The 21308-nt window shown below is 62.5% G+C and carries 20 protein-coding genes; 7 read left to right on the forward strand and 13 right to left on the reverse strand.

The features are described from left to right. Positions 1-25: 25 nt before the first annotated feature. Positions 26-1456 carry an FAD-binding oxidoreductase gene (locus AB7783_RS07970; protein WP_441277329.1) on the reverse strand — a complete coding sequence of 477 codons (1431 nt, stop codon included), beginning with the start codon at positions 1454-1456 and terminating at the stop codon, positions 26-28. Positions 1457-1469: 13 nt separating this feature from the next. Next, positions 1470-2219: a FadR/GntR family transcriptional regulator gene (locus AB7783_RS07975; protein ID WP_441277330.1), complete on the reverse strand. Its 750-nt coding sequence runs from the start codon at positions 2217-2219 to the stop codon at positions 1470-1472. Positions 2220-2523: 304 nt separating this feature from the next. Between AB7783_RS07975 and AB7783_RS07980 the strand changes: the two genes are divergently transcribed. Together AB7783_RS07980 and AB7783_RS07985 are read left to right on the forward strand one after the other, a co-directional pair. Continuing rightward, entirely contained in the window at positions 2524-3288 is a 765-nt protein-coding gene (locus AB7783_RS07980; RefSeq protein WP_093759102.1) for an SDR family NAD(P)-dependent oxidoreductase, read from the forward strand. A 105-nt stretch (positions 3289-3393) separates the two neighbouring features. After that, on the forward strand, positions 3394-4293 hold the full coding sequence (locus tag AB7783_RS07985) for a dihydrodipicolinate synthase family protein (protein ID WP_441277331.1): 900 nt from the start codon (positions 3394-3396) through the stop codon (positions 4291-4293). Here the strand turns inward: AB7783_RS07985 and queC are convergent. Continuing rightward, complete coding sequence (gene queC, locus AB7783_RS07990; RefSeq protein WP_439058394.1) at positions 4290-5006, reverse strand: 7-cyano-7-deazaguanine synthase QueC; 717 nt, start codon at positions 5004-5006, stop codon at positions 4290-4292. The genes AB7783_RS07985 and queC overlap by 4 nt on opposite strands. Positions 5007-5125: 119 nt before the next feature. Here queC and mazG point away from each other — a divergent pair, with 119 nt between their 5' ends. Next, complete coding sequence (gene mazG, locus AB7783_RS07995; protein ID WP_441277332.1) at positions 5126-5950, forward strand: nucleoside triphosphate pyrophosphohydrolase; 825 nt, start codon at positions 5126-5128, stop codon at positions 5948-5950. Between the two features lie 31 nt (positions 5951-5981). After that, positions 5982-6767 (forward strand): sulfite exporter TauE/SafE family protein, encoded by a 786-nt coding sequence (locus AB7783_RS08000; protein WP_441277333.1) that lies wholly within the window; start codon positions 5982-5984, stop codon positions 6765-6767. A 17-nt stretch (positions 6768-6784) separates the two neighbouring features. On the opposite strand, the gene hflX is transcribed toward AB7783_RS08000, so the two are convergent. The 8 genes from hflX to dusB form a co-directional block, all read right to left on the reverse strand. Then, positions 6785-8176, reverse strand: coding sequence for a GTPase HflX (gene hflX / locus AB7783_RS08005; protein WP_175369010.1), 1392 nt, complete (start codon positions 8174-8176; stop codon positions 6785-6787). Positions 8177-8199: 23 nt separating this feature from the next. Continuing rightward, positions 8200-8445 (reverse strand): RNA chaperone Hfq, encoded by a 246-nt coding sequence (gene hfq / locus AB7783_RS08010; protein ID WP_068731834.1) that lies wholly within the window; start codon positions 8443-8445, stop codon positions 8200-8202. Between the two features lie 187 nt (positions 8446-8632). Continuing rightward, on the reverse strand, positions 8633-9490 hold the full coding sequence (locus AB7783_RS08015) for a D-amino-acid transaminase (RefSeq protein WP_089264306.1): 858 nt from the start codon (positions 9488-9490) through the stop codon (positions 8633-8635). Positions 9491-9535: 45 nt separating this feature from the next. After that, positions 9536-10906, reverse strand: coding sequence for a nitrogen assimilation response regulator NtrX (gene ntrX / locus AB7783_RS08020; RefSeq protein ID WP_089264305.1), 1371 nt, complete (start codon positions 10904-10906; stop codon positions 9536-9538). Positions 10907-10938: 32 nt separating this feature from the next. Next, entirely contained in the window at positions 10939-13224 is a 2286-nt protein-coding gene (locus tag AB7783_RS08025) for a sensor histidine kinase NtrY-like (RefSeq protein WP_184516689.1), read from the reverse strand. 192 nt (positions 13225-13416) lie between these two features. Beyond that, entirely contained in the window at positions 13417-14859 is a 1443-nt protein-coding gene (ntrC, locus tag AB7783_RS08030; RefSeq protein ID WP_068731842.1) for a nitrogen regulation protein NR(I), read from the reverse strand. Positions 14860-14873: 14 nt separating this feature from the next. After that, the gene (locus AB7783_RS08035; protein WP_231080673.1) at positions 14874-16052 is read right to left on the reverse strand and encodes a two-component system sensor histidine kinase NtrB; all 1179 of its coding nucleotides are present in this window, start codon (positions 16050-16052) and stop codon (positions 14874-14876) included. Then, on the reverse strand, positions 16049-17083 hold the full coding sequence (gene dusB / locus AB7783_RS08040; protein ID WP_441277334.1) for a tRNA dihydrouridine synthase DusB: 1035 nt from the start codon (positions 17081-17083) through the stop codon (positions 16049-16051). Before dusB ends, AB7783_RS08035 begins: the two co-directional genes overlap by 4 nt. Positions 17084-17315: 232 nt before the next feature. Here dusB and AB7783_RS08045 point away from each other — a divergent pair, with 232 nt between their 5' ends. After that, entirely contained in the window at positions 17316-18512 is a 1197-nt protein-coding gene (locus AB7783_RS08045) for a bifunctional 2-C-methyl-D-erythritol 4-phosphate cytidylyltransferase/2-C-methyl-D-erythritol 2,4-cyclodiphosphate synthase (RefSeq protein ID WP_441277335.1), read from the forward strand. Position 18513: 1 nt separating this feature from the next. Next, positions 18514-19137: a CinA family protein gene (locus AB7783_RS08050; RefSeq protein WP_093758557.1), complete on the forward strand. Its 624-nt coding sequence runs from the start codon at positions 18514-18516 to the stop codon at positions 19135-19137. Here the strand turns inward: AB7783_RS08050 and AB7783_RS08055 are convergent. Together AB7783_RS08055 and lipA are read right to left on the reverse strand one after the other, a co-directional pair. Then, positions 19127-19612: a type II toxin-antitoxin system RatA family toxin gene (locus AB7783_RS08055; RefSeq protein WP_309949035.1), complete on the reverse strand. Its 486-nt coding sequence runs from the start codon at positions 19610-19612 to the stop codon at positions 19127-19129. The genes AB7783_RS08050 and AB7783_RS08055 overlap by 11 nt on opposite strands. Before the next feature lie 10 nt (positions 19613-19622). Next, complete coding sequence (lipA, locus tag AB7783_RS08060) at positions 19623-20582, reverse strand: lipoyl synthase (protein WP_231080670.1); 960 nt, start codon at positions 20580-20582, stop codon at positions 19623-19625. Positions 20583-20682: 100 nt separating this feature from the next. Between lipA and AB7783_RS08065 the strand changes: the two genes are divergently transcribed. Beyond that, entirely contained in the window at positions 20683-21288 is a 606-nt protein-coding gene (locus AB7783_RS08065) for a DNA-3-methyladenine glycosylase (RefSeq protein WP_441277336.1), read from the forward strand. Positions 21289-21308: the final 20 nt, after the last annotated feature.

Genomic DNA, 21308 nt, shown 5'->3' on the forward strand with positions numbered 1-21308 from the left:
TGATGAATGCTTGCGGCCGCCTCGCCTATTGCGCAGGCAGCACTTTTCCGGGATTCATGATGTCGTTCGGATCGAGCATCTGCTTGACGCTACGCAGCAGCCGCAGCTCGGTCGGCTTGGTGACGCGCGCGAGCCGCTCGCGATTGACGATGCCGATGCCGTGCTCGGCACTGATGCTGCCGCCGAGCGCGACGGTCTCTTCATCGACGATGCTGTTGATGCCGCGGATCGTGTCCTGGATCTGATCCTTCTGGTTCTGCTCGAGGCCTGGAATGATCGCGAGGATGTGGATGTTGCCGTCGCCGATATGGCCGTGCATCACGATGCGTGCGTCGGGCCGATAGGCAGCGATGCGCTTCTCCACCTGCGTGACGAAGGTCGCCTGCTGCGACAAGGGCACGGCGCTGTCATGCGAGATGACGTAACCGGCCTTCTTGCTGCCTTCCGACACGCTGTGGCGGATCTTCCAGAACGCCGCAGCCTGGGTCTCGCTGGAGGCCACCAGCGCATCGGTGACCAGCTCGCGCTCATAGGCGTTACTGAGCAACGCTTCGAGCGCTGCATTCAGATCGACCGACACCAGCGTGTCGACGAGCTCGATCAGCACGTACCAGGGCGTATCCAGCTCGAACGGGATGTTCACCAGCGGCAGGTTCTCGGCGATCACCTCGATCTGGCCGCGCGACATCACCTCGAAGGCGCCGATGCGGTCACCGAGTTCGGTACGTGCCTGCGCGAGCAGGTCGAGTACCGCGTCGATGCTGTTCAACTTGGCGAAGGACACTGCCCTCGCCCTTGGCTTCGGAAACAGCTTCAGTACAGCACCAGTGATGATGCCGAGCGTACCTTCGGCGCCGATGAAGAGCTGCTTGGTGTCAAAGCCTGTGGAGTCCTTGCGCAGCGCCGTCATGTCGTCGAGGATCTCGCCATCGGGCAGCACGACTTCGAGGCCGAGCGTGAGCTCGCGCGTGGTGCCGTAGCGCAGCACCGCGGTGCCACCGGCATTGGTGGAGAGATTGCCGCCGATCTGGCAGGAGCCTTCGGCTCCCAGGCTGAGCGGAAACAGGCGGTCGATATCATCCGCTGACTTCTGGATGTCGGCGAGGATGCAGCCGGCATCGACGGCGATGGAGTCGCCGAGACGGCTGACGCTGCGAATGCGGTTCAGGCGATCGAGGCGCAGCACGATCATGGTGCGCTCGCCGAGCGGAGTCGCAGCGCCACACATGCCGGTGTTGCCGCCCTGCGGGACAATCGCGATGCCGGCAGCCGCACAGGCCTTCACGACATCAGAGACTTCCTGCGTCGAGCCAGGCTTGACCACGGCCAGCGCCTTGCCGTGATAGCGGCCGCGCCAGTCGACCACATAGGGTTCGAAATCGCCGCCGGGACCGATCAGGTGTCGGTCGCCGACGATGCCGGCCAGCGTTGCAAGAAATGCGGTATGGTCAGTCAATTCACTCTCCCCGTCACCGGAACGCGAGGTCGAGCAGACGGCCTTCGAACAGGCGGTCGCGCGACGTTTCGAGATGGAGACGCATGGCCGTGCGCGCTGCCTCGGCATCGCGGTCACGGATCGCTTCAAAAATACTGCTGTGTTCCTCGAACACCTGCTCGAGGCCGGGCCGCGGCCCCATCAGCGACAGGCCGTGCAGCTTCATGCCGACAGCGACATGGTCCTTGAGGGCGTTCAGCGAGGTCGCGAAATAGTGGTTGTTGGTCGCCTCGGAGACAGCGAGATGGAAGGCGTAGTCGGCGTCTTCGCGATGCTTGCGCTTCTTGGTCGCCTCGCGCAGCAGGCCGAGCGCGGCTTCCATCTTGCCGAGATTGTCGTCGCTGCGTCGGAGCGCTGCAAAATGCGCGGCATCGGCTTCCATGGTGATGCGGAATTCGAAGCAACGCTGGATGTCCGCGATGGTCTCCACCCGCGCGAAGCCGAGTGGCTGTGGCTGCGCACGCATCTGGACGAAACTACCTGCGCCCTGTCGCGACGTGATCAGGCCGTCTTCGCGCAACCGGCCGAGCGCTTCGCGCAGCACCGGGCGAGAGACGTCGAACATATCGGAAAGTTCGTGCTCGCCGGGTAGCTTCTGGTCCGGCGCGTAGTCGCCATTGGCGATGCGCTGCGCGAGTTCGCCATAAACCTTGTCGACCAGCGAACCAGCGGCACCGCGCGGACGCGGCGCTTCAGGCAATTCAGAGAGGTCAATCGGCTTCATGATCAGTCAAACCGCGGCTCACAGGGATGGCGGCGGAGGTTTCGTGTGACGGTCCGATCGCCCGGGAGCGCCGTCGCATGGAAACACTTCCTCGCCCAAAAATTTCGGCGACCATGAGAGGCGGAGGCAAACTTGTCAACATGTCAATGCTGTGCGGATGAGCTCCCAGTGTCGTATAGCATTGATATATAACATTTAAATCGCTTGATCCGATCAAATACCGTGCTGCATCGCACAAATGCTGGTAACTTGTCAGGCTGCTGAAATCGTGGTCGAACGCTCGCTCAATCGGAAAGGACCAGGCGTGACCAACGGACTGAACGGCAAGGCTATCGTGATCATCGGCGCAAGCTCCGGCATCGGCGCTGCCGTGGCGAAGAAATTCGGCGCCCTCGGTGCCAGGCTGATCGTGCACTACAACGGCAATCCGGAAGGCGCCGAGGAAGTGGTCGCGAATATCCGCGCGAGTGGTGGCACCGCCGACCTTGTGCGCGGCGACGTGTCGGAGCGCGCCGAAGCGGCGCGTGTGATCGATGAAGCCCATGCCAAGCTCGGCCGGATCGACGTGCTGATCAACAATGCCGGCGCCATGTTCGGCCGCACCTCGATCGCCAATGCCACCGACGAACAGTATGACGACGTGGTCGATCTCAACATCGGCTCGGTGTTCTTCGCCTGCCGCAAGGCCGCGAAGATCATGGAGGCGCAGCGTTCAGGCTCGATCATCAACACGACGTCGGTTGCGGCCCGCAATGGCGGCAGCGGCGGTGCCGGCCTCTATGGTTCGGCCAAGGGTTTTGTCTCGACCATCACGCGTGTGCTGGCAAAGGAACTGGCTCCGTTTAACGTGCGCGCCAATGCGGTGGCACCGGGTGTGATCATGACGCCGTTCCACCAGCGCTATTCGACCGCGGAGCAGCTTGAAGGCGCCCGCCAGGGCATCCCGCTGGGCCGGATCGGCACGCCCGAGGATTGCGTCGGCGCCTATCAGTTCCTCGCCGACGAAACCATGAGCAGCTACATTACCGGCCAGGTCATCGAGGTGAATGGCGGCCAGATCATGCCGTGACCTTTTCACCTCTCCCTCGCGCGAAGCTTCGCTAGAGGGGGAGAGGTCAGAAACAAGCGCTTCGTTAGAAGAACTCCTGCAACACGCACCCGAAAGAGCACAACGATGACAGCCCCCTTCCCGACCGGCGTCTACTGCGCCGCGACCACCCCCTTCAACGCCGACCTGTCGGTGGATCAGGGCCTGTTCACCTCGCATTGCCAGCGCCTGCTCGATGACGGCTGCACCGGCATCGCCATGCTCGGCACGACAGGCGAAGCCAATTCGCTGTCATCACGCGAGCGCATGGCGCTGCTGGAAGCCGTGGTGAAATCCGGGATCGCGCCGTCGAAGCTGTTGCCGGGCACCGGCGTTGCGTCGATCATGGAAACGGTTGAACTCACGAAGCACGCGGTCGCCAATGGCGTCGGTGCCGTCGTGATGCTGCCGCCGTTCTACTATAAGGGCGTGTCTGATGATGGCATCGTCGATGCTTATACGGCAGTGATCGAGCGCGTCGCCGATCCGCGCCTGCGCGTCGTGCTCTATCACATCCCGCAGATGTCGGCGGTGCCGATCTCACTCGACGTCATCGATCGGTTGCGCAAGCGCTTCCCGGAGATCGTGGTCGGCATCAAGGATTCCGCGGGCGAGTTCGCCAATATGAGCGCCATCGTCGATCGCTTCCCGGGATTCTCGGTGCTGGTCGGCGCCGATCCCCTGATGCTGAAGCTGCTGCCGATGGGCGGCGCCGGCTGCATCACGGCGACCTCCAACCTCGTGAGCCGCGAGCTCGCTACCGTGTTCAATGGTTACAAGGATCCGGCCAAGGCGGCCGAGGTTGCGACTGCGCAGGAGCGTATCGTCGCGGCGCGCAATGCGGTGTCCAGCTATGCGCAGCTTCCCTCGCTGAAGGTGCTGCTGGCGAAGCGCGACAACAATGACAATTGGCTGCGGGTGCGTCCGCCGCTGACGGGCCTCAGCGCTACTGAAGCGGCCAAGGTCCGCGAGTCGCTGTCCGTCTAGACAGCTGTGGCTGCGAACGCGCGCCAGCCTTTGGCGCGTAGTTCGCAGGCCGGGCACTTACCGCAGCCATAGCCCCAGTCGTGTAACGCGCCGCGCTCACCGAGATAGCAGGTGTGCGAGTGTTCGCGGATCAGGTCGACGAGGCCCTGCCCGCCGAGCTCATGCGCCAGCGCCCAGGTCGCCGCCTTGTCGCGCCACATCAGCGGCGTGTGCAGCGTGAAATTCCTGGCCATGCCGAGATTGAGCGCCTGCTGCAGCGCCTTGATGGTGTCGTCGCGACAATCGGGATAGCCGGAGTAATCCGTCTCGCACATGCCGCCGATGATGTGGGTGATGCCGCGTCGATAGGCCAGCGCTGCGGCGAATGTCAGGAACACCAGATTGCGGCCGGGCACAAACGTATTGGGCAGGCCGTCGGCCCCCATCTCGATGGCGACGTCACGCGTCAGCGCGGTGTCGGAGATCGCTGATAGCGTCGGGATATCCAGCGTGTGGCTGTCGCCGAGTTTGGCGGCCCAGTCGGTATTCAAGGCCTTCACGCCCGCCAGCAGCTTGTCGCGGCTATCGAGCTCGATGGCATGGCGCTGGCCGTAAGCGAAGCCGAGCATCTCGACGCGCTTGAAGCGCGCCAGTGCCCAGGCCAGGCAGGTCGCGGAATCCTGGCCGCCGGAGAACAGCACCAGCGCGGTTTGATCTGGGAAAGTGTCGCTCATCGGCTGCAGATAGCACTCTGCAGCCCTGTGTGAAAGACAGGCAAAACCGGGCATTTCCGCTGGGCCACGCCGCCGTCCTGCGGCATAGCAAAGGCTCCTGCTGTGAACCGTGGTGCCTCATGACCCCTTCTCGCGATATCGTCGGCCTGATCGAGATCATGGCCCAGTTGCGCACGCCCGTGACGGGGTGCCCATGGGATCTGGAGCAGGATTTCGCGAGTATCGCGCCCTATACGATCGAGGAGGCCTACGAGGTCGCCGATGCCATCGTTAGGCACGATCTCCACGACCTCTGCGACGAACTCGGCGATCTCCTGCTGCAGGTGGTGTTCCACGCCCGGATGGCCGAAGAGCAGAACGCATTCGCGTTCGGCGACGTCGTGGAGGCGATCACCCGCAAGATGATCCGCCGGCATCCGCATGTGTTTCCCGGCAAGGATGGCAAGATCGCACCGACGGATGTGAAGGGGACGTGGGGGCGTATCAAGGCCGAGGAAAAGGCTGAACGCGCCGCACGGCGCGGCGTTGAGGCCACGCCGCCCTCCTCGTTCCTTGCCAGCGTCAAGGCCGGGCAACCCGCATTGGGCCAGGCCATGGAGCTGCAGACAAAAGCCTCCAGCGTCGGCTTCGACTGGAATGATCCGCGCGCGGTGCTCGCGAAAATCCGCGAGGAAGCCGACGAGATCGAAGCGGCACTCGATCGCGGCGACCGCGCCGAGGTGGCGGCCGAGACCGGCGACCTGATGTTCGCGCTGGTCAATCTGGCGCGCCATGTGGACGCCGATCCCGAACTCGCACTACGCGGCACCAACGTGAAGTTCCAGCGACGTTTTGGCTATATCGAACAGGCGCTGGCGGCGAAGGGACGGAGCCTGCAGGAGGCGTCGCTCGAGGAGATGGATGCGCTGTGGAATGAGGCGAAGGGTAACGAAATCGCGGATTGAATGACTCGCAACCGCTAGGGAACAACCGACGATGACACTGACTGACGTCCTCGGCGGTCTTCTGGCGGGCGGTGTCGGCGGCATGGCGTCCGGCTTGCTCGGTATTACCAGTGGCGGAATCCTCGTCCCGCTGCTGGTGCTCCTGCTTAGCAAAGATCAGCACGTGGCCCAGGGCGTCTCTCTCGTCGTGCAGGTCGTGCCCACCAGTCTTTCCGGCGTCCGCAACTATCAACGCAGCGGCCATCACGTGCCACCGCGTTGGCTTGCCTGGCTGGCCATCGGATTTGCAGTGGGCGGGTGCGTTGGCGCCTTGCTCGCAACAACCGTTTCTGCTCGCGCGCTGCAATGGACTTTTGTCGGCTATCTGCTGGTTCTCGAAGTGATCGTCATCCGTCGGCCGTCACATCCCAAGCTCGAAGGCACTGCAGACGAAGCGAAAGAGGTGCCGTTACGCGGGTCAGCGCTCGTCGCCATCGGCGCGGTCGCGGGCTGGTCGTCGGGATTTCTGGGGATCGGCGGCGGGCTTGCGATCACCGCCTTGATGACGGGCCTGCTGAAGGTGTCCCAGCATCAATCCCAGGCCCTTAGCCTTGCCGTCACAGCACTACCCGTCACTTTACCGGCCGCCCTGCTCTATGTGCAGCAGGGCACAGAGCTGCCGTGGCTCACGATTGCAAGTCTGATCATTGGGCTGTGGATCGGTAGCGGTCTTGGATCACGGCTGGCGAATCGCATGAGTCAGAGAGCTTTGCGGATGACACTCATCGCTGTCATCGCCGGCATGGCAGTGTTCATGGCGTTTAAAGCTGCAACCTGAACAACAACGGAGTTTCGTCAGGCACTCAGATCCACGACCGGATGCAGCACCGCACTGAACCGACTCATGACGATATCGCGTTTGGTCTCATCGACACGCACCACCATGTCGAAATGGCCGTCGTGCAATTCTTTCACCAGTACTTCCGCATTGCGATGCAGCCAGCTCACGCCAGCACCGTCCGCAGCGTCGATCGACAGATCCAGCGTGATGCGGCTGGCGGCGAGCCGTGTTTCGATGGCAGCGAGCAGATCGTCGATGCCCTCGCCGGTTTCGGCTGAGACCATGAAGCACGGCTTGTCCAGCGGCCGCCGCGCCGCGATATTGGCGAGGTTCTCGCGCTCCTCCGGAGGGAAACGATCGATCTTGTTCCAGACTTCGAGAATGCGCGCTGTTGCATCGGTATCGATGCCGAGCTTGCGCAGCACGTTGTCGACGTCGCTTTGCTGCGCTTCCGCATCCTCATGCGAGATGTCGCGGACATGGAGAATGATGTCGGCTTCCAGTACCTCTTCCAGCGTCGCGCGAAACGCGGCTACGAGCTGGGTCGGCAGGTTGGAGATGAAACCCACCGTGTCCGACAGCATGGCCTTGCCGCCATGCGGCAGCGTCAGCGCACGCAGCGTCGGATCGAGGGTCGCGAACAGCATGTCCTCGGCCTGCACGTCGGCGCGCGTCAGGCGATTGAACAGCGTCGACTTGCCGGCATTGGTGTAACCGACCAGCGCAACAACGCGATACGGCACGCGCTGGCGGCCGGCGCGATGCAGGCGCCGCGTCGCCTGGACCTTCTTCAGATCGGCTTCGAGCCGCGCGATGCGGTCGCCGATCATGCGGCGATCCGCCTCGATCTGGGTTTCGCCGGGGCCGCCCATGAAGCCGAAACCGCCGCGCTGGCGTTCCAGATGGGTCCATGAACGGACGAGACGGCTGCGCTGATAATTGAGATGCGCGAGCTCGACCTGCAGCGTGCCTTCCTTGGTCTTGGCACGGCGGCCGAAGATTTCAAGGATGAGACCGGTACGGTCGAGCACCTTGGCCTTCAATTCCTTTTCGAGATTGCGCTGCTGGATCGGCGACAGCGCGCAGTCCATCACCACGATCCCGATCTCGTTCGCCGCGATCAGGCCGGCGATCTCCTCGACCTTGCCCTTGCCGAGATAGGTGGCCGGGCGGATCTGGCTCAGCGGCGCGGCGACGGCCTCGACCACGGTGAGGTCGATGGCGCGTGCGAGACCGACCGCCTCTTCGAGCCGGGCTTCCGTATCGCGGACATGAGAATAGGCTTGCGCGTCGGCGTCGCCCCGCCGTTCGCGCAGGTAAGGACCGACCACGAGGACGCGGCCGGTCGATTCGCTGCTGGCCGAGGGCCGGTCAGCAGCATTGCCTTCGAAGCTACGAAATTCCAATCAAGCGTCTCTCAGGAGTTCGCTCAAGCCGGATCCTCGCCACCCTCAAAAAGCTGAATCGGTGCGCCCGGCATGATGGTCGAGATCGCATGCTTATACACCAGCTGCGAGTGTCCGTCGCGCCGGAGCAGAAGACAGAAATTATCGAACCAGGTGACAATGCCCTGCAATTTGACGCCGTTCACCAGAAAGATCGTGAGCGGAGTCTTGGTCTTGCGTACGTGGTTGAGGAAGGTGTCCTGTAGATTCTGTGCGCGGTCTGCCGCCATTTTTTTTAATCCCGCAGTCTGTTTTGTTGCTTTTTTTGAACCCGGCGCAGCCCTCTCCGGGGCCTTACCAAGCTGCCGCACTTTCCCCTGAGATCCCCCTCCGGGAGCGCGACGACCTGATTAGACGGCAGGCGCGCTTTTTAGGCAAGCCGGAACGCGGAATTGGTGCCTAAAAGCCCGGCAAATTTTATGAAATCGCTGCGAATTTATGGAATTCCTGCCTCAGGCGCGTCGCGATACCACCAGGCTTGCCGTCGCCGATCGGTTTGCCATCGATATTGATGACCGGCATCACGATCTGACTCGCCGACGAGACGAAGGCTTCTGCGGCGTCATAAGCCTCTGCCGGTGTGAAGTTCCGCTCTTCCAGCTTGAGCTGCATCGAAGCCAGAACCTCGATCAGTACGGCCCGGGTGATGCCTGCGAGAATGCCTGACGCGGCCGTGCGCGTCACCACCTTGCCGTCCTTGGTGACGATCCAGGCGTTGCACGACGCGCCCTCCGTGACGAAACCGTCGGCGTCGACATACCAGGCTTCATAGGCGCCCTTGTCGCGGGCTTCCTGTCGCGCCAGCACATTGGGCAGCAGGCCGACGGTCTTGATGTCGACGCGCGGCCAGCGATTCTCCGCCGTGGTGATGACCTTCACGCCCTTGGCAGCAGTCGCCTGGTTCTTGGCGAAGTTGAGCGATTTCGCCGTCACGACCACGCTGGGTTTCACGTCCGGCGACGGAAATCCGTGATCGCGATGGGCGACGCCGCGGCTGATCTGCAGATAGACGATGCCGTAATTGATGCGGTTGCGGCGAATGACTTCCTGCATCACCACCTTGAGCGATGTCAGCGGCATGGCCTCGGCGATGCGCAGCTCCCGCAACGAGCGCTGCATGCGCGCAATATGGCGAGGAAAGTCGACCATCTTGCCGCCGATGATCTCGCAGACCTCGTAAATGCCATCGGCGAACTGATAGCCGCGGTCCTCGACGTTCACGGCGGCATCGCGCAGGTTGACGTATTGACCATTCACATAGGCGATGCGCGACATGTTCGTTCCGAGGCTTGAGTTGAAGCTTGAGGTGAGGTGAGTGATTTAGCCGACGCCGAGCGCCTTGAGCTTGCGATGCAAGGCGGAGCGCTCCATGCCGACGAATTCGGCGGTGCGCGAGATATTACCCGAAAAACGGCTGATCTGCGCAATCAGATAATCGCGTTCGAACACTTCGCGGGCTTCGCGCAGCGGCAGGCCCATGATGTGCTCGCCATTGTTGCTGGTGGGCATCGACGGCACCATTGAGCCCACGTCCTGTGGTAGCATGTCGGCGGTGATGATCACTTCCGGCCCGCCGCCGGCCAGGATCATGACGCGTTCGACGTTGTTGCGAAGCTGGCGGATATTGCCTGGCCAGACGTGCGACTGCAGGACCGCCATGGCGTCTTCGCCGATCTGTCGCTTCGGCAGGCCCGTCGCGATGGAGATCTGCTCCATGAAATATTCGATGAGCTCCGGAATATCCTCGCGATGCTCGGACAGCGGCGGCACGCGGATCGGCACCACCGAGAGGCGATGATAAAGATCCTCACGGAAACGACCTTCGGCGATTTCCTCTTCGAGATTACGCGCGGTCGACGAGATGATGCGGACGTCGACATTGACCTTGGTGGTGCCCCCTGCCCGCATGAAGGTCTGGTCGACCAGCACGCGCAGGATCTTGTTCTGGGTCTCGCGCGGCAGATCGCCGATCTCGTCGATGAACAGCGTGCCGCCATGGGCTTCTTCCAGAGCGCCAGCCTTGCGCGCCTGTTCGCCATTGGACTGTTCGATGCCGAACAGTTCGACTTCCATGCGCTCCGGCGTAATCGCTGCTGCGTTGATGACGACGAACGGCCCCGTGGAGCGGGCAGAGGCCGTGTGCAGCGTGCGCGCGGCGAGCTCCTTGCCGGCGCCCGACGGGCCGACGATCAGAATGCGGCTATTGGCCTTGGCGGCGCGATCGATGGTCTGGCGCAGCTGGTTCATTGCGGCCGAGCGCCCCGTCAGCGAATTGGCGACCGGCGCGAGTTGCTTCAGTTCCTTGACTTCGCGTTTCAGGCGCGAGGTTTCGAGCGCGCGCGTCGCGACAAGGATCAGCCGGTCAGCCTTGAACGGCTTCTCGATGAAGTCATAGGCGCCGCGCTTGATTGCCGCGACGGCGGTTTCGATATTGCCGTGGCCTGAGATCATCACCACAGGCAATTCGGGATTGTCGCGTTTGACCTGCTCGAGCAGTTGCAGGCCGTCGAGCTTGCTGCCCTGCAGCCAGATGTCGAGAAACACCATGTTGGGGCGGCGATTGGCGATTTCCGCGAGCGCGGAATCGCTGTCTCGTGCGGTGCGGGTGGTGAAGCCCTCATCGTCCAGAATGCCCGCAACAAGATCGCGAATATCGGCTTCGTCGTCGACGATCAGAATGTCATTTGCCATGGGTCAAAATATCCTGGTCACGTTTATTCTTGTCAGTTGCCGGTAGCAGTCTTGATCTTCGGTTCGTCATCGGGCGGGGCTTCCGGTTCACTCTTGTCCGCGTCAGCCTTCTGACCGGAGATAGAAAACCGCAGCCGCATCCAGGCCCCGCGCTGTCCTGGACGTACACTCGATGCGTCGCCAAGTTCGATGCCTCCACCATGATCCTCGAGCACCTTGCCGACGATCGCGAGGCCGAGGCCAGTGCCCTTCTCGCGAGTCGTGACATAGGGTTCGAGCAAACGCGACCTGTTGACGGTCGGCAGACCGATGCCGTTGTCGATCACGTCGATCAAGATCATGTCGTTCTCGCGCGACGCTGTGACATCAATACGACCTTTGCCGAGTTCTTCTGGCGGCACGGCCTCGATCGCCTCTGTCGCATTCTTGATGATATTGGTGAGTGCCTGCGAGATCAGCCGGCGGTCGAAGCGCGCGCGCATCGGCTCTTCCTTGATCTCGGCGGAGATGTCGAGGTCGGGATGACCGACCCGCATCAGGAATACGGCCTGACGCACAGTGTCGGCGACGTCCTCACCTTCGATCACGGGTTTGGGCATGCGCGCAAAGCGCGAAAATTCGTCGACCATGCGCCTGATGTCATCGACCTGCCGGACGATGGTGTCGGTGCATTGTTCGAAGATCGCCTTGTCGTCGACGATCACCTTGCCGAACTTGCGCTTGATGCGCTCGGCGGAGAGCTGGATCGGTGTCAGCGGATTTTTGATCTCATGCGCGATGCGGCGCGCCACGTCGGCCCAGGCCGAGGTGCGCTGTGCCGAGACGAGTTCGGTGATGTCGTCGAGGGTGATGATGTAGCTGTCGCGCGACTGGCTGGTCTGTTCGGCGCTGACGCGCACCGACAGATTGCGCTCCTGCCCGTCGCGGGTGATCGTCACCTGTCCCTGCACCAGCCGCTGCGATCCCTCGCGTGCGGTCTGCATCAATTCATCGAGCTCGGGAATGATCTCGTGCAGCGGGTGGCCCAGCGTCTCGGACTCCGAATGTCCGACCAGCTTCTCGGCCGAGCGGTTGAGAATGCCGATCATGTTCGAGCCATCGACGCCGATGATGCCGGCGCTGGCCGATGACAACACGGCCTCGATGAAACGGCGGCGACTGTCGATGACGTCGCTGGCGCTGACCAGTTCGTCGCGCTGGGTGCGCAGCTCCTGCGTCATCTTGTTGAACGTCTCGCCGAGATGGGCGAGATCGCCCTCCGACTGGATCACCGGCACCTGGACATGAAGATCACCGGTCGAGACCATGTTCGCAGCGCCCATCAGGCGGCGGATCGGCGCCACCAGCCAGTTGGCGAAATTCAGGCCGATCAGCACAGCGGACATCAGCACAGTCAGTGCGATCACGGTGAACATCAGCGCGAAGGCGACCTGAATGCCGAGCCTGCGCGATTCCAGTTCGGCATATTCGGCCGCGCCGGCCTGGCTCTGATTCATCTGCGCGACCACGCGCGGATCGAGCTTGCGGGCGACATAGAGGAACATGTTGTCGAACGCTCGCAATCGGATCACGGCGGCGACGTAATTTCCCTCGGGGATCACGGCGATGGCCGGCTCGGACGCGCTGACATTGACGAGGAAGTCTGCCGGCGGCGGTGAGAATTCCTGTTTGATGCCGGGTTGGTCGGGTTCGATGACGTTGCGATCCTTGTCGATCAACATGGCGCCCGGCAGATTGCGCGCGGTTGCATTTGCCATCATCAACGAACGGAACGTACCGCGGTCCTGATAGAAAAGCGGCTGGATGCGCGCGAGATCGTCGGCCATGCCGAGGATATCACCGCCAATCAATTGGCCGTGCTCGTGCAGATAGGCGCTGGCAATCACGAGCGAATTGTTGATGACCGCCTTGGTTGGGCCGGAGAACAGCCGATCGAGGCCGCGGTCGAGGGTCACATTGGCGACGATCGAAACGAGTACCGCCGGAAGCACGGCGATCACCGAGAACAGGCTGACGATCTGCACATGTAGCCGGGCCGCCGCCCTGCCCCTGCGACGCGCCTGGACAACCTTCCAGATCTCCCGCGCAATGATCAGGACCAGCAGGAGGACGCTGGCGGCATTGATCAGCAGGAAGGTAACAACGACCTGATGGGTCGGTGCGATCGGCGTGAGGCCGTTCAGGACGAGGAAGGTCAGGCATGACGACAGGAGTGCCAGGCCGACAGCCAATGGCACAAACAGCCGCCGCAGGGTCCACCTGCGCGGCTCCGCCATCGACGGTTCATAGGCTGTAGCCGACGTGTCTGCGCTGGTCATTCCGACAATGTGGTGAGCGTGGACGCCGTGCGGCTGCCGGAGACAGCCCGGACCGCACTGATGCAATCATACAACAATGTTGCCCAATTACGACAAATCCACGGCGCAGACTAGCTAACGAAAACGCATACCCTGCGTTTTCGTTTGTTTTTGCGTCTCAAACCCTGGAATTGCTCGATCTCACCGCCGAGATCAGCCGCCAGTTCGATAGACCTGAATGTCGAGATCGCGAATCTTCTTCCGCAGGGTGTTGCGGTTGAGGCCGAGCAGATCCGCAGCGCGGATCTGGTTGCCTCGGGTCGCGGCCAGTGCTGCGGTCAGCAGCGGTACCTCGATCTCGCGGAGAATGCGGTGATAGAGGCCCGGCGGCGGCACGCCGTTCGGGAAGCCGGAGAAGTGCGAGGACAGATAGACCTCGACGGCACCACCGAGATTATCCACGCCGGTCGGCGCGCTACCACCCGAGGCCACAGCGGGCGGCGCCAGTTCGCCATCGATCACCGAACCGGTAATGACATCCTGCGGATAGAGGGCTGCCAGACGGCGCGCGAGGTTTTCCAGTTCGCGAACGTTGCCTGGCCAGCGATGCTGCTTCATGCGCTCAAGCGCCAAGGCGTCGAGCTTCTTCGGTGGCAGGCCGTCCTTCTCCGCGAGTGCAAAGAAGTGGCGGATCAGATCGGGCAGATCCTCGATGCGCTCACGCAGCGGCGGCAGACGCAGCGGCACGACGTTGAGGCGGAAGAACAGATCCTCGCGGAACAGGCCCTGCTGGATCAGGATACGCAGATCCTTGTTGGAGGCGGCGACGATACGCACGTCGGTCTTGATCGGCGTGCGGCCGCCAACCGTCGTGTATTCGCCCTGCTGCAACACGCGCAGCAAACGGGTCTGGGCTTCCATCGGCATGTCGCCGATTTCGTCCAGGAACAGCGTGCCCCCTTCAGCCTGCTCGAAACGGCCGGTGGCGCGGGCATTGGCGCCGGTGAACGCACCGCGCTCGTGGCCGAACAATTCGGACTCGATGAGATCGCGCGGGATCGCCGCCATGTTGACCGCAACGAACGGGCCATTGCGGCGCTTGCCGTAGTCGTGCAGCGCGCGGGCCACCAGTTCCTTGCCGGTGCCGGACTCGCCGGAGATCATCACCGTCAGATCGGTCTGCATCAGGCGGGCGAGGACGCGGTAGATTTCCTGCATCGCCGGCGAACGGCCGACCAGCGGGATCGAGTCGAACTCGCCGTCATCGGCGTGGCTTGCGACACGCTCCTTCGGCTCGGACAGCGCGCGACCGACGATGGCGATCAATTCCTTCAGATCGAACGGCTTCGGCAGATATTCATAGGCACCGCGCTCGGAGGCGCGGATCGCGGTCATGAAGGTGTTCTGCGCGCTCATCACGATAACCGGCAGATTGGGCCGCATCTTCTTGATACGCGGCAGCAGATCGAACGCGTTCTCGTCAGGCATCACCACGTCGGTGATCACAAGGTCGCCCTCGCCCTGACTGACCCAGCGCCACAACGTGGCTGCGTTCCCGGTCAGGCGAACCTCATATCCGGCGCGCGATAGCGCCTGATTGAGGACGGTGCGGATCGCCGTATCATCGTCCGCAACCAGAATGCTACCTGCAGCCATCGTTAGTCCTCGTCTTACGTCTGTGAGGTGTGCGTCGGTGCCGCGGGGGCATCGGCGCTGCTCGGATCAAGGGTCTTGTCGTCCAATTTCTTGGCGGGGTTGAACATCGGCAACAGCACGCGAAAAGTCGTCTTTCGTGGCTGCGATTCACATTCGATGATCCCACCGTGATCGCCGACAATCTTCGCAACCAATGCAAGACCCAGGCCGCTTCCGGTGGGCTTGGTGGTGACGAAGGGATCGAACAGGTTGGGCAGAAGATCTTCGGGAACGCCAGGGCCGTTGTCCTTGACGCAAAACTCCAGCGGCAGCGAGACGCGCGATTTCTTGCCCGGCACTGACAGGCGGACGCCCGGCCGGAACGCGGTGGTGAGCTGGATTTCACCATCGGAGCCGAGATCGACGATGGCTTCGGCAGCGTTCTTCACCAGATTCAGGAACACCTGGATGAGCTGGTCCTGATTGGCGAGCACCGGCGGCAGCGACGGGTCGTAATCCTCGATGAAGCGGATGTTGCGGGCGAAGCCGGACTGCGCGAGGCGCTTCACGTGATCGAGGACGGAGTGAATGTTGACCGGGCCACGCGCCACCGGGCGGTCGTCGCCGAACACTTCCATGCGATCGACCAGCGTCACGATGCGATCGGCTTCGTCCATGATCAGGCGTGTCAGCATGCGGTCTTCCGACGATGCCGACTGCTCAAGTAGCTGAGCGGCTCCGCGAATGCCCGACAGCGGGTTCTTGATTTCATGCGCCAGCATGGCCGCCAGCGCGATCACGGATCGGGCCGCGCTGCGATGGGTGAGCTGTCGATCCATCTTGTCGGCGATGGTGCGCTCCTGGAGCATCACCACAATATGGCCCGGACGCTCGGTGAGCGGCGCGACATGCAGATCGACCTGACGATCGCCGCCGATGCGCGGTGTGCCCAGATCCACCTTGTATTCGTTAACCGGCGAACCGGCGGCGCGAACCTGATCGATCAGCGCCAGCAGCGGACTGCCGAATGGCACCAGTTCTTTCAGAGACTGCCTGCGCAGGAACTGCGTAGAAATCTCGAAAAAGGATTCCGCAGCCATATTGGCGTCGACAATCTTGCCATCGGGCGCGATCAGGATCACCGGATTAGGTAGCGCGTTGAGAATGGCCTCACTGTCGGTCGGGACAGGGCGACGGTGCTCTGCGGCGTTCATGCGGCAGCACTCCATGCGAAATCATCAAAAGCGTCATTCAGAGACCGCTGCACACCGGAGGGATCTTCGGATGTAAGGATCTTCTGTCGCCAGGTCTTCAGGGTCTCGGTCGGCGCGCAGCTCGTAGCCGCGGCCGCATCGAGCGCCCAGCCGAGATGTTTGCGCGCGTGGCGCAGACCGATGCGCAGGCCGTAGTGTCGGACCACGTCGTCGTAGAGGGCGCAGATATAAGCGAGTTGCTGCTGCAGCGACGGCACGGCTTCCGCGATGCCGGTTTCAAGACGTCGGCCGATCTGGCCGGGCAGCCACGGCATACCCTGCGCGCCCCGCCCCACCATCACGGCATCGGCGCCGGACATCTTCAGCGCACTCACCGCCTTGTCGTAGGAGGTGATGTCACCATTGACGATCACTGGGATGCTCACCGCGTCCTTCACCGGGCGCACGGCGCTCCAGTCGGCTTCGCCCTTGTAGAATTGGCATCGCGTGCGGCCATGCACGGTGATGAGCTGGACGCCCGCCTGCTCTGCGCGCTGCGCAAGCTCAGGCGCGTTCAGCATGCGATCGTCCCAGCCCAGGCGCATCTTGAGAGTCACAGGCACTTTCACGGCAGCGATGGTCGCCTCGATCAGCTTCAACGCATGATCGAGGTCGCGCATCAGCGCGGAGCCGGACTGACCACCAGTCACATGCCGCGCCGGGCAGCCCATATTGATATCGATGATGTCGGCGCCGGCGGCTTCGGCCACACGGGCCCCCTCGGCCATCCAGTGGGTCTCGCAGCCGGCCAGCTGGACCACATGCGGACCGATCCCGGTCGCTTCGCAGCGCAATACCGACATGGGACGACCATTGACGAGATCGTCGCTGGCGGTCATTTCTGACACGACGAGGCCGGCCCCGAGTTCGGCGGTGAGCCGCCGGAACGGCGCATCGGTGATACCCGACATCGGCGCCAGAACGACCCGGTTGGCGATCTCGATGCCACCGATTTGTAACGGCTTGCTGTATACTGAGTCCGGGGTGGTCACAGACCTGCTCGTCGTTGTCTCGTCCGCTGCATTGCGGGCATAGGGCGCATAATGCGCACATTTGTTGTGCAGTCAACCGTCATGCCTACACATTAGACAGATGCGCTCATTTTGCAAGTGCAGTGCAGCAATGCACTCTTATGCAGCCACGAGAATGTAATCATACTGTTTTTGCGTGCGGCCGTGCTAAGGGCTGTGCGATCACCGCTTACCCCTTAATCACCTGACCCTGATGACAAAATCACCTAATCCTGCCGGTTTGAAGACAGCCGCCATTATCGTTGCCGCCGGCCGCGGCCTCCGTGCCGGCGCCGGTGGACCGAAGCAATATCGCATGATCGGAGGCCGCAGCGTTATTTCGCGGGCTATGGAGCCGTTTTGCAACCATCCCCAGGTCTTTGCGGTCCAGCCGATCACCAATCCCGACGATATCGCTGTGTTCAACGAGGCGGTCAGCGATTTGAGGTATCATGTTCCTGCCAACGGCGGTGCGACGCGTCAGGCGTCGGTGCATGCTGGACTCGAAGCACTGGCAGATCACGCGCCGGACATCGTGCTGATTCACGATGCAGCCCGCCCGTTCGTGACCCCTGCTTTGATCGAGCGCGCGATCGCCGCGGCACAGATCACCGGCGCTGCGGTGCCCGGCGTCGCCGTTACCGATACGATCAAACAGGTCAACGAGGCCGGACACGTGCAAGCGACGCCGGACCGTGCACGCTTGCGCAGCGCGCAAACGCCACAGGCATTTCGTTTTGATGTCATCCTTGAAGCGCATCGTCGTGCTGCAAAGGAAGGCCGCGATGATTTCACCGACGATGCCGCGCTCGCCGAATGGGCGGGATTGACCGTGGCAACCTTTGAAGGCGATCTTGCAAATATGAAGCTCACGACTCCCGAAGATTTCATTCGCGAAGAAGCGCGTCTCGCAGCCTCGCTCGGCGATATCCGCATGGGCACGGGCTATGATGTCCACGCCTTCGGCGATGGCGATCACCTGATGATCTGCGGCGTGCGCGTGCCGCATACGCGGGGCTTTCTAGCGCATTCCGATGGCGACGTCGGTCTACATGCGCTGGTCGATGCGATCCTGGGCGCGCTGGCCGATGGCGATATCGGTTCGCACTTCCCGCCGAGTGATGACAAATGGAAGGGCGCCGCGTCGGACAAGTTCCTGAAATACGCCGTGGAGCGCGTGACCGCACGTGGCGGCCGTATAGCCAATCTTGAAGTGACGTTGATCTGCGAGCGACCCAAAATCGGTCCGCTGCGCGATGCGATGCGCGCGAAGATCAGCGAGATCTCCGGTGTGGCATTGTCACGCGTCGCGGTGAAGGCGACCACCAGCGAACGTCTCGGCTTCACCGGCCGTGAAGAAGGTATCGCCGCGACTGCGGCTGCTACCATTCGCCTTCCCTGGATGGACTGACATGGCAGCGAGCGACGCACGAGCCCTCTCCCGCGCGCTGCTCGATCTCTGCCGCAGCCGCAAGCTGACGATCGCGACCGCTGAGTCCTGCACCGGCGGCCTCGTCGCTGGCGCGCTGACCGAAATTCCCGGCTCGTCCGACGTGATCGATCGCGGCTTCGTCACCTATTCCAATGCGGCCAAACACGCGATGCTCGGCGTCAAGACGGCGACGCTCGACAGCTTTGGTGCGGTCAGCAAGGAGACCGCGATCCAGATGGCGGTCGGTGCGCTCGAAGAAGCGGATGTCGATCTCGCGGTCTCGATCACCGGGATCGCAGGCCCCGGAGGCGCAACGCCGGGCAAGCCGGTCGGCCTCGTGCATTTTGCTGTGGCGTCGCGTGACGGCCGCATCGTCAACAAGGAATGCCGCTTCGGCGCCATCGGCCGCAGCGCGGTGCGTCAGCGCTCCGTGCTTGAAGCTCTGCGGATGCTGATGGAATTGGCACGTGGGCCACAGCCGCCGGCCAAGAAGCGCGAAGCAGCGAGTCTGGCGCGCCCGCGCGTGGCGCGTTCGCCGCGACGGACCGCCGTCAAACGACGCAGGCCGACCGCGCCACTAAAAAAGCCGACGACTAAGAAGTAGACGGAACGCTCGAGACGCGCGGGCTGCGATAAACTTCGTCCGCGCGCTTCTCGAAGGCTACGGCAAAGCGCTGGAATGCAGCATCGAACATCGTGCCCATCAGCATCGCCAGCATGCGGCTCTTGAACTCATAGGCAATGAAGAAGCCGACGTCGCATTCCTGACCTTCAGCCTTCGGCTCAAAGGTCCAGCGGTTTTCGAGATTGCTGAACGGACCACGCAGATATTCGACCATGATCTTCAGGTTCGGCCGATCCAGCGTCACGCGGCTGGTGAAGGATTCCTGGACCAGCTTGAACGACACAGTCATGTCGGCAACGATGACCTCGATGCCATTCTCCTGCGGCGTGCGCTGGCGAATCTTCAACGACTTGCACAACGGCACGAATTCCGGATAGCGCTCGACATCGGCAACCAGATCGAACATCTGGGAGGCGCTGTGGCGCACGCGACGCTTGTTGGCAAATCTCGGCATTGTCGCGTTCTCAGCGCGCGAGAGCGGCGCGCGCAGCCTGCAGCTTGGCGAAATCCTCGCCGGCATGATGCGACGAGCGCGTCAGCGGGCTCGCCGACACCATCAGGAAGCCCTTGGTGTAGGCGACCTTCTCATAGCCTGCGAATTCATCCGGCGTGACATAGCGCGACACCACGTGATGCTTGCGCGTCGGCTGCAGATACTGGCCGATCGTGAGGAAGTCGATATCGGCGGAACGCATGTCGTCCATCACCTGCAGCACCTCGTGGCGCTCCTCGCCGAGGCCAACCATGATGCCGGACTTGGTGAAGATGGTCGGGTCGAGTTCCTTGACCTTCTGCAGCAGGCGCAGCGAATGGAAATAACGCGCGCCCGGTCGCACCGTCAGATAGCGCGACGGCACGGTTTCGAGATTGTGATTGAACACGTCGGGCTTCGCCGCGACGACGACTTCGAGGGCGCCCGGCTTGCGCAGGAAGTCAGGCGTCAGGATTTCGATGGTGGTCGTGGGACATGCCACGCGGATCGCACGAATCGTCTGCGCAAAATGTTCGGCACCGCCATCGGCGAGATCGTCGCGGTCCACCGAGGTGATGACCACATGATGCAGGCCGAGCTTGCGGACGGCTTCGGCGACATGCTCAGGCTCCATGCCGTCGAGCGCGTTGGGCATGCCCGTCTTGACGTTGCAGAACGCACAGGCGCGGGTGCAGGTGTCACCCATGATCATGAAGGTGGCGTGCTTCTTCTGCCAGCACTCGCCGATATTCGGGCAGCCAGCTTCCTCGCACACGGTAACAAGGCCGTTTTCCTTGACGATCTTGCGGGTGTCGCCATAGCCACGGCTGGTTGGCGCACGGACCCGGATCCAGTCCGGCTTCGGCGGCGAGAACGAATCCGGCCGATTCACTTTTTCAGGGTGACGTGGGCGGAGCTGCGTGGTGGATACGGTATCGAGGACGACGACCATGAACTGTCCGTTCTGAGTGAAGCCTTAGGTAATCCGCCGGGCCCTGTCCTGCAACCCGCCCTCGCCTTGCCAGGCCCTGCATCGTAACATAGCAGGCAGAATGGCTCCAAAACCTCACCAAATCCCCCAAAAGCTCGGCAAGGCACTCAAACGCAGCTTTTTCGCCCGCAGCGTGCACGATGTGGCTCCCGAACTGATCGGTGCAACGCTCCTGGTGGATGGCGTCGGTGGCGAGATCGTCGAGGTCGAGGCCTATCATCACACCGAGCCCGCGGCCCATTCCTTCAACGGGCAGACGCCGCGCAACCAGATCATGTTCGGGCCGCCCGGCTTTGCCTATGTCTACCGCTCCTACGGCATCCACTGGTGCGTGAACTTCGTCTGCGAGGCCGAGGATTCGGCCAGCGCGGTGCTGATCCGCGCACTGCAACCGACCTTCGGGATTGGCGAGATGCAGCTGCGACGCGGGCTGCAGGATGAGCGCATGCTGTGCTCCGGACCCGGCAAGGTCTGCCAGGCGCTGGGCATCAGTATCGCGCATAACGGGCTGGCTTTGGATAAGCCGCCGATCGCGATTCATGCCCGCACCGAAGTACCGGACATCGTCGCTGGCATCCGCATCGGCATTACCAAGGCAGTCGAGCTGCCGTGGCGCTATGGGGTGCGCGGCTCGCGTTATCTCAGCAAACCGTTTCCGAAGGTGTGAGCGGTAGGCTGGGTAGAGCG

The sequence above is a fragment of the Tardiphaga sp. 172_B4_N1_3 genome, assembly GCF_052076035.1.
Lineage (GTDB): Bacteria > Pseudomonadota > Alphaproteobacteria > Rhizobiales > Xanthobacteraceae > Tardiphaga > Tardiphaga robiniae.